A 13230-nucleotide genomic window follows, 5' to 3' on the forward strand; every position below is an offset into this window, starting at 1 on the left:
CGACTTACTGATCCGCCGATCCACCGACCCGGCCCGATGAGGGAGCACTCGCACATGTCCAAGATCCGGTATCGCCGCGGCGCCGCCCTGACCGGCGCCCTCGCGCTGGCGCTCGCCCTGGGGGCCTGCTCCTCCGGCAAGCCCACCCCTGCCCAGGGAGCGGGCGCCGGCAAGAAGGCGGACGGCCCGATATCCATCGCCTACCTCCAGAAGCAGGGCGACCAGGAGTACTTCGTCTCCGAGGCCGCGGGCGCCAAGAAGAAGGCCGACGAGCTGGGCATCAAGCTCACCGTGGTCAACCTCGGCAACGACGCCTCGAAGACCATCACCGAGGTCAAGTCGGCGATCGCGCAGAAGAACTCGGGGATCATCATCGTCGTGCCGGAGTCGGCGGTCGGCCCGCAGGTCGCCGCCGAGGCCGCGAAGGCGGGGATCCCGCTGCTCACCTCCGACGACCAGGTGTGCGTCAGCGGGCCCAAGCCCGCGGCGTGCGGCAGCTCCGATCTGGTGGCGCGCGTGGGCTTCTCGGGGGTCCAGATGGGCGGCGAGGTCGGCAAGCGGGCCGCGGCCGAGTTCGCGAAGACGGGCTGGAGCCCCGCGGACACGCGGATCGTCTACGCCTGGAAGCAGGACACCACCGTATGCACCGACCGGATCAACGGCGCCAAGGCCGCCTGGAAGGAGGCCGGCGGCCCCGGGGTCCAGACGGTCGAGCTCGGAACGGACAACACCCCGGCGGGCGCCCAGACCAAGGTCGAGGCGACGGTGACGGCCAACCAGGGGGTCAGGCACTGGGTGGTCATGGGCTGCAACGACGAGAACGTCTCCGGCGGGGTGAAGGGCCTGAACAACGCGGGCGTCAAGGGCGCGGACATCGTCGGTGTCGGCCTGGGCGCCTATCTGGCCTGCAAGGACTGGCAGGCGGGCGCCGACAACGGGATGAAGGCCGCGCTCTACATCCCCGGCGACGAGGTCGGCAAGCTGGCCGTCCAGGCCATGTACGACCGGCTCAAGAACGGTACGGAGTTCGCCCCCGAGGCGTTCGCCCCGACCAGGATGGTCGACGCGGGCACCTGGCGGGACGCCGGATTCGGCTGCAAGTGATGGCCCCCGCCACCGGGATGGCCGCCGGACTGCGCGTGGCCGGGGTCGCCAAGAGCTTCGCCGGGATCCCGGCCCTGCGCGACATCAGCCTGGACTTCCCCGCCGGTTCCGTCACCGCGCTGATGGGCGAGAACGGCGCCGGCAAGTCCACCCTGCTGAAGATCGTCTGCGGTGACCACCCGGCCGATGCGGGCACGGTCCACGTCGACGGCGCCGAGGTGCGGCTGCGCTCCCCGGCCGACGCCCGGGACGCCGGCATCCGGCTCATCCCCCAGGAGCCGGAGATCGTCCCGCACCTCACGGTCGCCGAGAACGTCTACCTCGGCGCCCTGCCCACCCGCGCCGGCCGCCGCTTCGACCGGGCGGCCCTGCGCCGCCGGCTCCGGGAGGACCTGGTCCGGATCGGATTCGGACACGTCCTCGACGCGGACACCCCCGGCATCCACCTCACCCCGGCCCAGCGCCAACTGGTCGAGATCCTACGGGCGTTGACCGGCGAGGCGAAGGTGGTGGCCTTCGACGAACCCACCTCCTCCCTCTCCGAGCACGAGGTGGAGGCCCTGTTCACACTGATCCGCAGACTGCGCGCGCAGGGCCTCGCCGTCGTCTACGTGTCCCACCGCATGCAGGAGATCTTCCGGCTGGCCGACCGGGTGGCCGTCCTGCGCGACGGGGCGCTGGTGGGCGTCAAGGCCGCCGGCGCCACGGACGAGGGGGAGATCGTACGGATGATGGTCGGCCGGGACCTGTCCGCCACCCGGAGGGGCTCCGCCCGCCCGCACGTGGCCACCGACCGGGTCGTCCTCGACGTACGCGGAGTGACCACCGACGACGTGCGCGGGATCAGCCTCCGGGTCCGGGCGGGTGAGGTGGTGGCCCTGGCCGGGCTGGTCGGCGCCGGGCGCTCCGAGCTGGCCCGCGCGCTGATCGGCGACCTCCCGCTGCGCGGCGGAACGGTCTCGGTGCACGGCGCGGAACTGCGGCTGCGCCGGCCGTCCGACGCGATCCGCGCGGGCATCGGCCTCGCCCCCGAGGAGCGCAAGGCGCAGGCGCTGTTCCTCGACCGGTCGGTCCGCGACAACATCGCGCTGGTCGTGCTGGACCGGCTGCGCCGCCTGCGCTTCGTGCGCCGGGCTGCCGAGCAGGAGCTCGCCCGCGAGTACACCGGCCGGCTGCGCGTGCGGACCCCGTCCGTGGAACGGGAGGTACGCACGCTCTCGGGCGGCAACCAGCAGAAGGTGGTGCTCGCCCGCTGGCTGGCCCGACGGCCGGCGGTGCTGATCCTCGACGAGCCCACCCGCGGCATCGACGTCGGGGCGAAGGCCGAGATCCACCGGATCATCGCGGACCTCGCCGAGGCCGGGGTGGCGCTCCTGGTCATCTCCTCGGAGCTGCCCGAGGTGTTGGGGCTGGCCGACCGGGTGCTGGTGATGCAGGGCGGCCGCATCACCGGCGAGCTCGACCGGTCCGAGGCCACCGAGGAGGCCGTCCTCGCCCTGGCGATGGCCGACGACCTGACCACGACGGCGACGGGCAACGGAGGAGCGAAGTGAACGCGGACACGGCGAACACGGCGAACACGGCGACCGCAGGAGGCGGCATGTCCGACGGGACGGCCGACAGGACGGCCGCTACGGGCGCCACCCCGGCCGCCACCGACCAGGGCGGCGGGCCGGCGACGGGCCGCGGGCAGCGGATCGGCTCGCTCCTCGGCTCCGTCGGCGGCCAGAACCTCAGCCTGATCGGCGCCCTGGTGCTGGTGCTGGCCCTCTTCGGCTGGCTCAACCCCGCCTATCTCACCTGGGCCAACATCAAGGTCATCGGCGACGCGGTGACCATCTCCGGGCTGCTCGCCCTCGTTCAGACCGTGGTGATCATCTGCGGTGCGCTGGACATCTCCGTCGGCTCGCAGGTCGGCGTGGCCTCCGTGGTCTCCGCCATGGTCTTCACCTCCACCGGCGGGAGCGCCCTGCCCGGCATCGCCGCCGCGCTCGGCGCGGGCCTGCTGGCCGGGCTCCTCAACGGCGCCGTCGTCGTCTTCGGCCGGGTCAACCCGGTCATCGCGACACTGGCCACCCTCGCCGCGTACAAGGGGGTCGCGCAGCTGCTGTCCAAGGGCGCGGCGCAGGGGTACGTCAGCAACGACGAGGTCTTCGTCTTCCTCGCGAACGGTTCGATCGCCGGAATCCCCGTGCTGCTGTGGGTGCTTGCCGTGGTCACCGTCGCCATCCACCTGCTGCTCAAGTCGACCGACATCGGCCGCAACATCTACGCCATCGGCGGCAACGACACCGCCGCCCGGCTGGCCGGGATCCACATCAACAAGTACCTGATCGCCGTCTACGGCCTCGCGGGGGTGGTCGCCGCGGTCGCCGGCGTCCTGCTGACCGCCCGGACCGGATTCGGCCACCCCGTCTCCGGCAGCGAGGGCCTCGAGCTGAAGGCGATCACGGCAGCCGCCCTGGGCGGATGCCTCCTGGCGGGCGGAAAGGGCGGGGTCGGCGGGACCCTGCTCGCCATCACGCTGCTCGGGGCGCTGGACAACGGGCTGACCGTGCAGGGCGTCAACCCGTTCTGGCAGAACGTCGCCCAGGGCGCCCTGCTCGTGGTGGCCGTCGTGATCCAGAAGCGGCGTGCCGGGGAGCGGGCGGTGGGGCTGCCCACCTGACGGGGCCCGTACGAAGGGCGGCGCCGCACTCGCGCGGCCCGTGTCCGCACCGCCCTTCAAGCATTGAACTCCCTTCGCCCATATAGCCGTTCACGGTTCGAAGTCTTGACGCCCGTGGACGCTGGGAGCACAGTGGCCAGCGGCTCCGCTTGAGAGCGCTCTCACACAGCGGGCCGCTCCCCCCGAAGAGAGGCACACCCATGCGTCACACATCCGGTAGAAAACGGTCGTCCGTCCGCCGGGCCGTCGTCGCCGCGCTCAGCGCGATGGGCGTGGCCGCGGCGGCCGCCGCCGTGATCACCCTGCCCGCCAACGCCGCCGCTCCCCCGCCCCCGGCGGGCTGGTCCCAGGTGTTCCTGGACGATTTCAACGGGGCCGCGGGCTCCGGCGTGAACACCGCCGACTGGCAGTACACCACCGGGACCAGCTACCCCGGCGGGCCCGCCAACTTCGGTACGGGCGAGGTCGAGACGATGACCTCGAGCACCGCGAACGTCTCCCTCGACGGCGCCGGGAACCTGCGGATCACCCCGCGCCGGGACGCCGCCGGCAACTGGACCTCCGGCCGCATCGAGACCCGGCGCACCGATTTCCAGCCCCCGGCGGGCGGGAAGCTGCGCACCGAGGCCCGGATACAGATGCCGAACGTCACGGGAGCAGCGGCGAAGGGCTACTGGCCGGCGTTCTGGATGCTGGGCGCTCCCTACCGCGGCAACTGGTGGAACTGGCCGGGCATCGGTGAGATCGACATCATGGAGAACGTCCAAGGCATCAACAACGTCTGGGCCACGCTGCACTGCGGCACCAGCCCCGGCGGCCCGTGCAACGAGACCTCCGGCATCGGCGGCCAGCGCGTCTGCCCGGGCACCAGCTGCCAGGGCGGCTTCCACACGTACGCCGCGGAGTGGGACCGGTCCACCGCCGTTGAGGAGATACGTTTCTCCGTCGACGGGAACACCTTCCACACCGTACGGGCGAACCAGGTCGACGCCGCCACCTGGACCAACGCCACGAACCACGGCTACTTCATCATCCTGAACGTCGCCATGGGCGGCGGCTTCCCGGACGCCTTCGGCGGCGGACCCGACGCGGGCACCCAGCCCGGCTACCCGATGGTCGTCGACTACGTGTCCGTACTGCAGTCGGCGGGCGGCACGACCCCGCCGACCACACCCCCCACCACACCCCCGACGACGCCGCCCACCACACCCCCGTCCGGCCACCGCGACGCGTACGGCACCATCGAGGCCGAGTCGTACGACGGCCAGGCCGGGCTGGCCAAGGAGACCACCAGCGACACCGGTGGCGGCCAGAACCTGAGCACGATCGCCAACGGCGACTGGGCCCTGTACAAGGGCGTCGATTTCGGCTCCAGCGCGGCGAGGCAGTTCTACGGAAGGGTCGCCGGCGGGGCGCCCGGCGGGGTCAGCGGGCTGGTCGAGGTCCGGCTGGACAGCCGTACCAGCCCGCCGATCGGCAGCTTCTCGGTCGCGAACACCGGCGGCTGGCAGAGCTGGAGGACCGTCCCGGCGAACATCAGCGCCGTCACCGGCACGCACGACGTCTACCTGACCTTCACCAGTGGCCAGGGCGCCGACTACGTGAACGTCAACTGGTTCGGCTTCGGCCACTGACCGGACCGAGCTGACCGAGGAGACGCCCATGAACACCCGACAACGGCTCCCGCTGACCGCGCTGGCCGCGCTGATCGCCCTGCTGGGGTTCGTCCTGCCGGCCCCGGCCCCGGCCCGAGCCGTGGCGAACCACGTGCAGGCCGGGCCCGGGAGCTTCCCGATCACCTTCCAGAACAACACCCGCGGCACCTACGCCGATTCACAGATCTTCGTCACCGTGCTCGGCCAGGTGATCCCGGGCCAGTGGTCGTACATGAAGCCGGACGGCTCCATGGCCCACATCAACCACCTCGACGCCACCGCGCCGGGCCATCTGGTCAAGAAGGGCGTCAACTACCCCAACATGTCCTTCACGCTGGCCCAGGCGGGCGGGACGGTGCCCTCCCCGGCATCGATCCGCGGGGGCCGGATCTACATCTCCCTCGGCTCGCCCCTCTACCTCCCGGTCTCCCCAGACGACCAGGGCTGGGGCGGCCCCGACCTGCGCAATCCCAGCGACCCGAACAGCGATGTGTACTACGACTGGTACGAGTACACCTACGTGCAGGGCCAGGTCGCCTTCGGCGGGAACACCACCCAGGTCGACCAGTTCGGCTTCCCGATGACCTCGCGGCTGCGCCAGACCTCCAGCGGCTACGACACCACCCGGGGCATCACCCGGACCCGTGCCGAGGTCATGCAGCAGTACGCGGCCTCCGTCGGGGCCGCCTTCAAGCCACTGCAGAACGGCTACCGCATCGTGGCGCCACGCTCCTCGAACCTGTTCCTCGCGGGAGGCTCGCAGCAGAACCACCTCACCGCCGCCATCGACCAGGCCTGGTCCTACTACACCGCCCACCCGTTCACCCTGACCCGGCTCGGCGAGACCTTCTCGGGGCGGGTCTCCGGCTCCGCCCTGACCTTCAGCAAGAACGGCGCGGGCCCCTTCACGCTCCGCAAGCCCACTTCGCCGGACGTCATGGCCTGTGCGGGGGCGCTGGCCTCGGGCAACGACACCGAGAAGCAGCTCGGCGCGGAGTTCTGCGCCGCGTTCAACCGGGGTGTCGCCCTCGACACCACCGCCTGGTACGCCCCGGCCGCGTACTACGGCGGGACGGCGAAGAACGACTACGCCGGCTTCTTCCACACCGTCGGCCTGAACAAGCGGGCCTACGGGTTCCCCTACGACGACGTCAACGACCAGTCCTCCGTCCAGATCCTCGGTAACGCCGCGCCGCCGACCGGGCTGACCCTCGGCATCGGCTGGTGACCGCCACCCGTGCCGCCGGGAGCGCTCTCTGGCTCCCGGCGGCACGGGTTACCCTGCTGTTCGGCGAGCCAACAGCCCCCGGACACGCAGGAGGAGCGCCCGTGCCCGAACAGCTTCCCGGTCACCGGCCCACCCTGGAGGCCGTGGCGGAGCGCGCCGGGGTGTCCCGGGCCACCGCGTCCCGCGTCGTCAACGGCGGCGAGGGCGTCCGCGCCCATCTGGTGGAGAAGGTCCGCGAGGCCGTACGGGAGCTCGGGTACGTGCCGAATCCCGCGGCCCGCACCCTCGTGACGCGGCGTACCGGGGCCGTCGCGGTGATCATCGCCGAGCCGGAGATCCGGATCTTCTCCGACCCCTTCTTCTCCCGGCAGATCCGCGGCATCAGCAAGGAACTGACCGCGCACGACACACAGTTGGTTCTGCTTCTGGTGGAGGACCGGGGGGACTACGACCGTATCGAGCGCTACCTGGCCGGCGGTCACGTGGACGGGGCGCTCGCCTTCTCGCTGCACACCGACGACCCGCTGCCCGCGATCACCCGCCGCATCGGGATGCCCACGGTCTACGGCGGCCGGCCGGGCTGGACCGCCGGGTCCGGGGAGCACGGCGGTGTCGCGTACGTCGACGCGGACAACCGCGGCGGCGCCCGCGAGGCCGTACGGTACCTGCTGGAACAGGGCCGGCAGCGGATCGCGCACATCGCGGGCCCGCTGGACCAGACCTCGGCGGTGGACCGGCTCGACGGCTACCGGGACGTGCTGCTCGACGCCGATCCGGCGCTGATCGAGGAGGGGGATTTCACCGCGGAGGGCGGGGCCCGCGCGATGGCCAGCCTGCTGGAGCGCTGCCCGGACCTCGACGCGGTGTTCGCGGCGAACGACCTGCTGGCGACGGGCGCCCTGCGGGTGCTGCGGGAGCGCGGCCTCGCCGTGCCCGGGGACGTGGCGCTGGTCGGCTTCGACGATGCCGAACTGGTGGCGGAGACCGCCGATCCGCCGCTGACGACCGTGCGCCAGGACATCGAGGGCATGGGGCGTCTGATGGCCCGGTTGCTGTTGCGCACCCTGAACAAGGTCCAGGGCGAGCACAGCGTGCCCGCCTCGGTGGTCACTGCGACGGCGCTGGTACGGCGCGCCTCCGCGTGATCCGCGTGATCCGCGCGATCCGCGCGATCTCCCCGTCCGCCCGATCCGCCGGGCCGATGCGGCGTGAACTCGTCGTGCTGCAGGGGTGATTGTGGACGAAGACGTGCTGTTGTGCGTACAACTCTTGACGGGGCATGGGCTGCGGGTGCACGCTCCAGTCGCGCTCTGAGAGCGCTCTCAACGCTGGCGCACTCCCACCCCCGCACCCTGCCCGTCCAGGCCAAGGAGGCTGCCCCATGTCCATCCCCCGAACCGCCCCCAGAGCCGTGATCCGACTCGGCGCCGTCGCGCTCACGGGCGTCCTCCTGGCCGCCTGCGGATCCGGGTCCGGGTCGGGCGGTACCTCCTCCGGCAACGCCGCAGGAGGCGAGGTCACGCTCGCCGTCGACCTGTTCGGCGCGTTCGGCTACCAGGAGTCCGGGCTCTACGCCGAGTACGAGCAGCTCCACCCCAACGTCAAGATCAAGCAGACCGACACCGAGGACGAGCAGGACTACTGGAAGTCGCTCCAGACCCGCCTCGCGGGCGGCGGCGGCCTGGCCGACGTCCAGGCCGTCGAGGTGGGCCGCATCGCCTCGGTCACCCAGCAGCAGGCAGGCAAGTTCGTGGACCTGAACCAGTACGGGGCCGGGGCGCTCAAGGAGGAGTTCGCCCCCGCCAAGTGGTCCGGCGCGACCACCAAGGAGGGCAAGGTGCTGGGCCTGGGCACCGATGTCGGCCCCGAGGCCATGTGTTATCGCCGCGACCTGTTCCAGGCCGCCGGGCTGCCCACCGACCGCACCGAACTGGCAGCGCGGTGGGCCACCTGGGACGGATACCTCGAACTCGGCCGCCAGTACAAGGAGAAGGCGCCGGCCGGCAGCGCCTGGCTCGACAGCGTGGGCAGCCTGAACGCGATCATGGTCGGCCAGCAGAAGGAGCGCTACTACGACGCCTCGGGCGCTCTGGTCTACGAGAACAGCCCCGCCGTGAAGGCCGCCTGGGACGCCTCGGTCAAGGCCGCCGCGGACGGGCTCAGCGCCAAGCTGGACCAGTGGTCGCCGCCGTGGAACCAGGCGTTCGCCTCCGGCTCCTTCGCCACCCTGCCCTGCCCCGCCTGGATGCTCGGCTACATCAAGGGCCAGGCCGGGGACGCGGGCCAGGGCAAGTGGGACGTCGCGAAGCTGCCCGGCGGCGCGGGCAACTGGGGCGGCTCCTACCTGGCGGTCCCGAGCGCCGCCAAGCACAAGAAGGAGGCGTACGAGCTGATCAAATGGCTCACCGCGCCCGAGCAGCAGACCAAGGTCTTCCGCAAGCAGGGCAACTTCCCCTCCGCCACCAAGTCCATCAGCCAGATAGCCGACGCCAAGGACCCCTACTTCTCCGACGCGCCGATCGGCCGGATCTTCGGTGACGCCGCCGGGCAGGCCCCCGTCCAGGTGCTCGGCCTCCACGACAAGGACATCGCCGACCAGATCAACAACGCGCTCAGCGAGGTCGAGCGGAAGGGCACGGCTCCCGAGACGGCCTGGTCGAACGCGAAGAAGGCCGTCAAGAATGCCCTCGGCTGAGCCGCTCGCGACGCCGGCGCCGCCCGCGCCCGCGCCCCTCGCACCGCCGGCGCCGCCGGCCCCGCCGCCCCGGCGGCGCGCCCGGCCGGCCGCGCTGTCCCCGTACGCCTTCCTCGCCCCCTTCTTCACCCTGTTCGCCGCGTTCGGGATCTTCCCGCTGCTCTACACGGCGTACGTCTCCCTCTACCGCGCCGAACTGCAGGCCCCCGGCGAACTGGAGTGGCGCGGTCTCGGCAACTACACGGCGCTGCTCACCGACCCGTTCTTCTGGACGGCGCTGCGCAACACGTTCACCATCGGCCTCCTGTCCACGGTGCCCCAGCTGCTGATGGCGCTGGGCCTGGCCCACCTGCTCAACTACCGGCTCCGCGCCCGCACGTTCTTCCGCACCGCGTTGCTGCTGCCGTACGCGACCTCGGTCGCCGCGGCGTCGCTGATCTTCGCGCAGCTCTTCGGGCACGATTTCGGGCTCGTGAACCGCCTGTTGGATCTGGTGGGCATCCACCCGGTCGACTGGCAGAACGGTACGGCGGCCTCCCAGTTCGCCGTCTCGTCCATCGTGGTCTGGCGCTGGACCGGCTACAACGCGCTGATCTACCTGGCGGGCATGCAGACGATCCCGACCGAGCTGTACGAGGCGGCCGAGGTCGACGGGGCCTCCCGCCTGCGGCAGTTCCTGCACGTGACACTGCCGGGGCTGCGGCCCACGATCGTCTTCACCTCGATCGTCTCGACGATCGGCGCCACCCAGCTGTTCGGCGAGCCGCTGCTGTTCGAGGGGTCGACGTCCGGCGGCATCTCGCACCAGTACCAGACCCTCGGCCTGTACATGTACGAGCAGGGCTGGGGCTTCTTCCACCTGGGCCGGGCGGCGGCCATCGCCTGGGTGATGTTCCTGCTGATCGTGGTGCTGGTCGGGGCCAACGCCCTGGCCGTGCGCCGCCGTTCCCTCAAGGAGGCCGGCCGATGAGCGCGCACGTCTCCGCCCGGCGCGGCGGAAGGCTGACGTACGCGGTCCTGATCTGCGCGGTGCTGGTCTCGGCCTTCCCGCTGTACTGGACCCTCGTCGCCGCGAGCCGATCCAACGCCGAACTGGCGCAACCCGTACCGGCGTTGCTGCCCGGCCCGCGGCTCCTGGACAACCTGCAGGCCGTCCTGGACGAGGCGGCGATCGGCACGGCGCTGCTGAACTCGCTCATCGTCTCGGGGGCGATCACCGTCGGCACGGTGCTGTGCTCCACGCTGGCCGGGTTCGCCTTCGCCAAACTGCGGTTCCGGGGCCGCGGGGCGCTGCTCGGCGCCGTGGTCGCCTCGATGATGATCCCACCGCAGCTCGGGGTGATCCCGCTGTTCATGCTGATCGTCAGACTGCACTGGGTGAACGAGCTGCAGGCCGTCGTGCTGCCCGGGCTGGTCTCGGCGTTCGGCGTGTTCTTCATGCGGCAGTTCCTGGTGCAGTCGCTTCCGGACGAGCTGATCGAGGCGGCCCGCGTGGACGGGGCCTCGCACGCCCGGATCTTCTGGTCGATCGTCGTGCCGATCGCCCGCCCGGCCATGGCGGTCCTGGGCCTGCTCACCTTCATGACGGCCTGGAACGACTTCTTCTGGCCGATCGTCGCACTGTCCTCGCAGGAGCCGACCGTCCAGGTCGCGCTGCGCCAGCTGGGCGGCGGGTACGTCCACGACCAGTCCGTGATCATGGCGGGCACCCTGCTCGGCACGCTGCCCGTGCTGCTCGTCTTCGGACTGCTCGGCCGGCAGATCGTCGGCGGCATCATGCAGGGCGCGGTCAAGGGCTGACGCGGCCGCCCGGCCTTCCCCTCACCTTCCTGGAGTCTTCCCATGACCACGCTCGACGCGTCTCCCGTCACGAAGACGGACCTCTCCTTCCCGGCCGGCTTTCGCTGGGGCACGGCCACCGCCGCGTACCAGATCGAGGGCGCGGCCGCCCTGTACGGCCGGACGCCCTCCATCTGGGACACCTTCAGCCGCACCCCCGGCAAGGTCCGCAACGGCGACACCGGGGACACGGCCGCCGACCACTACCACCGCATGACCGAGGACGTGGCCCTGCTCCGACGGCTCGGCGTGAGCGACTACCGCTTCTCGGTGGCCTGGCCGCGGGTCCAGCCCACCGGCCGGGGACCCGCCGTCCAGCAGGGCCTGGACTTCTACCGGCGGCTCGTCGACGAGCTGCTGGCGGCCGGGATCCGGCCGGTCGCCACCCTCTACCACTGGGACCTGCCGCAGGAGCTCGAAGACCTGGGGGGCTGGCCACGGCGGGAGACCGCCGAGCGGTTCGCCGAGTACGCGGGCCTCGTGGCCGGGGCCCTCGGCGACCGGGTCGCCGACTGGACCACGTTCAACGAGCCCTGGTGCGCGGCCTTCCTCGGCTACGCGTCCGGGGTGCACGCCCCGGGCCGCACCGAGCCGGCGTCCGCGCTGCGGGCAGCGCACCACTTCAACCTGGCCCACGGCCTGGGCGTGGCGGCGCTGCGCGCCGTCCTCCCCCGGTCGGCCGAGGTCTCGCTGACGCTGAACCTGCACGCGCTGCGGCCGCTGACGCGCTCCGCCGCCGATCTGGACGCGGTGCGCCGGATCGACGCGGTGGGCAACAGGATCTTCCTCGACCCGGTCTTCCACGGGCGCCTCCCGGAGGACCTGGTCCGCGACACCGCGGGGGTGACCGACTGGTCCTTCGTCCGGGACGGCGATCTGGCCTCCGCCGCAGCGCCGATCGACTGGCTGGGCCTCAACTACTACTCCCCGACGGTGGTCGCGGCCGCCGAGCCGGGGGATCCGGAGCCCTCCGCCGGGCCCTCGCCATGGGTGGGCGCCGAAGCACACGTGCGCCTGCTGCCCGCGCCGGGGCCGCGGACGGCCATGGACTGGCCCGTGGACGCGGGCGGCCTGCACGAGCTGCTGATCCGGCTGCGTGGCGAACTGCCCGGCGTACCGCTGCTGATCACGGAGAACGGCGCGGCGTACGTGGACTACGCCGACCCCGAGGGCGATGTGCACGACCCGGAGCGGATCGACTACCTGCACGGCCATCTGGCCGCGGTGCACCGGGCGATCGCGGACGGGGTCGATGTGCGCGGGTACTTCGTATGGTCACTGCTCGACAACTTCGAGTGGGCGTACGGCTACAGCAAGCGGTTCGGCCTCGTCCACGTCGACTTCGCGACCCAGCGGCGCACGCTGAAGGACAGCGCCCGCTGGTACGCCGACGTCATCGCCCGGGGCGGTCTGCCAGCCTGACCACCGCCGCCCTCCCCGGGGTACGCAGGCGGCAGGTGTCGGCGCCGGTGATCCGGACGGCGTCGTACGGGCCGAGGGCGACGGGGCCTGCTGCGGGTCCGGCTTCGAGTTCTGCCGGGCCCTGGAGCGCGACCACCAGCAGGGTCTCCCCCGGCGCGGCGGTGAGCGCGAGGGCGCCCCGTACGACCGCGGTGTCGGCGTGCACGCGGTCGCGGCGGTACATCACGTTGAAGTTCACGACGGGCCCGTCGAGGAGACGGCACTCGGTGGGGGCGTCGCCGGGGAAGTCCTGCGGCGCGTAGCGCTCGTCGACGAGGCGGCGGGCGCCGCCCACCGTGAGGTCCATGCCCGCCCCCTCGGCCAGGGTCAGTGTGCGGTCGACGCCGGGGAAGCCCGAGAAGGGCCCGTCCGCGGCCACCTCGGCGAGGCTGACCCGCCACCCGAAGCCGGCCATGCCGGCGCCCTCGGGCCAGGCCGCGATCTCCCGGGTCACCCCGCCGCCGTTCTTCCACGCGACGGCCGCGCGGTCGCCCGCGCGCAGGAGCCGGACCTCGTCGCCGCCGGTCATGGCACTGCTCCTTCCGTCGGGTACGCACCGCCCCTGCGGCCGGGCCGCCTC

Annotated in this window: 11 protein-coding genes; 10 read left to right on the forward strand and 1 reads right to left on the reverse strand. The window is 72.0% G+C overall.

Annotation, left to right across the window (positions count from 1 at the left end; genetic code table 11):
• Positions 1–54 precede the first annotated feature (54 nt).
• From ACZ5WG_RS14780 to ACZ5WG_RS14825, 10 genes are all read left to right on the forward strand, one after another.
• Positions 55–1104, forward strand: coding sequence for a substrate-binding domain-containing protein (locus ACZ5WG_RS14780; protein WP_468723232.1), 1050 nt, complete (start codon positions 55–57; stop codon positions 1102–1104).
• Entirely contained in the window at positions 1104–2657 is a 1554-nt protein-coding gene (locus ACZ5WG_RS14785) for a sugar ABC transporter ATP-binding protein (protein ID WP_468723233.1), read from the forward strand. Before ACZ5WG_RS14780 ends, ACZ5WG_RS14785 begins: the two co-directional genes overlap by 1 nt.
• Positions 2654–3772, forward strand: a complete 1119-nt coding sequence (locus ACZ5WG_RS14790) for an ABC transporter permease (RefSeq protein WP_468723235.1) — start codon at positions 2654–2656, stop codon at positions 3770–3772. Before ACZ5WG_RS14785 ends, ACZ5WG_RS14790 begins: the two co-directional genes overlap by 4 nt.
• 200 nt (positions 3773–3972) lie before the next feature.
• Positions 3973–5406, forward strand: a complete 1434-nt coding sequence (locus tag ACZ5WG_RS14795; RefSeq protein WP_468723237.1) for a glycoside hydrolase family 16 protein — start codon at positions 3973–3975, stop codon at positions 5404–5406.
• Positions 5407–5434: 28 nt separating this feature from the next.
• Complete coding sequence (locus ACZ5WG_RS14800) at positions 5435–6655, forward strand: glycoside hydrolase family 64 protein (protein WP_468723238.1); 1221 nt, start codon at positions 5435–5437, stop codon at positions 6653–6655.
• Positions 6656–6756: 101 nt separating this feature from the next.
• Positions 6757–7800 (forward strand): LacI family DNA-binding transcriptional regulator, encoded by a 1044-nt coding sequence (locus tag ACZ5WG_RS14805; RefSeq protein ID WP_468723240.1) that lies wholly within the window; start codon positions 6757–6759, stop codon positions 7798–7800.
• A gap of 236 nt (positions 7801–8036) precedes the next feature.
• A complete protein-coding gene (locus ACZ5WG_RS14810) occupies positions 8037–9350 on the forward strand; it encodes an ABC transporter substrate-binding protein (protein WP_468723241.1) in 1314 nt (437 codons plus the stop codon).
• Positions 9337–10320 carry a carbohydrate ABC transporter permease gene (locus tag ACZ5WG_RS14815; RefSeq protein ID WP_468723242.1) on the forward strand — a complete coding sequence of 328 codons (984 nt, stop codon included), beginning with the start codon at positions 9337–9339 and terminating at the stop codon, positions 10318–10320. The genes ACZ5WG_RS14810 and ACZ5WG_RS14815 overlap by 14 nt, the downstream gene beginning before the upstream one ends.
• A complete protein-coding gene (locus ACZ5WG_RS14820) occupies positions 10317–11150 on the forward strand; it encodes a carbohydrate ABC transporter permease (protein WP_468723243.1) in 834 nt (277 codons plus the stop codon). Before ACZ5WG_RS14815 ends, ACZ5WG_RS14820 begins: the two co-directional genes overlap by 4 nt.
• A 42-nt stretch (positions 11151–11192) precedes the next feature.
• Positions 11193–12611: a GH1 family beta-glucosidase gene (locus tag ACZ5WG_RS14825; RefSeq protein WP_468723245.1), complete on the forward strand. Its 1419-nt coding sequence runs from the start codon at positions 11193–11195 to the stop codon at positions 12609–12611.
• On the opposite strand, the gene ACZ5WG_RS14830 is transcribed toward ACZ5WG_RS14825, so the two are convergent.
• Positions 12583–13179, reverse strand: coding sequence for a HutD/Ves family protein (locus ACZ5WG_RS14830; protein WP_468723246.1), 597 nt, complete (start codon positions 13177–13179; stop codon positions 12583–12585). The two genes, ACZ5WG_RS14825 and ACZ5WG_RS14830, sit on opposite strands and share 29 nt — an antisense overlap.
• Between the last annotated feature and the right edge of the window lie 51 nt (positions 13180–13230).

This window comes from Streptomyces sp. NPDC032745 (assembly GCF_055579465.1).